This window comes from Paraburkholderia sediminicola, assembly GCF_046026895.1.
Lineage (GTDB): Bacteria > Pseudomonadota > Gammaproteobacteria > Burkholderiales > Burkholderiaceae > Paraburkholderia > Paraburkholderia sediminicola_C.
On the sequence record NZ_JAQQEU010000326.1, the window covers coordinates 1 to 227 of the forward strand.

The 227-nt window shown below is 70.9% G+C and carries 1 protein-coding gene; it reads left to right on the top strand.

Annotated features, from left to right (window positions below; all coding sequences use genetic code 11):
- Nucleotides 1-227: type VI secretion system Vgr family protein (locus PQR02_RS40975; protein WP_408243476.1), on the top strand; the 227-nt coding region annotated here is incomplete at both ends.

The window sequence follows — 227 nt, forward strand, 5'->3', positions numbered from 1 at the left end:
ACTCAAGGTGCAGGTTTCCAGCGACCAGGCGCAGTCGCGCCTCGGACTCGGCAGCATCACACTGATTGACGGCCACAAGGGGCGCAGCACGCCAAGGGGTGAAGGGTTCGAGCTGGCGACCGGCGGCCACGGCGTGGCGCGCGCCAACCGGGGCCTGCTGCTCGCCACCGAGACGCGTCCGGGTGCCACGGCTCCGCTCAAGGACATGGGCGAGACGGTGCAGCGGC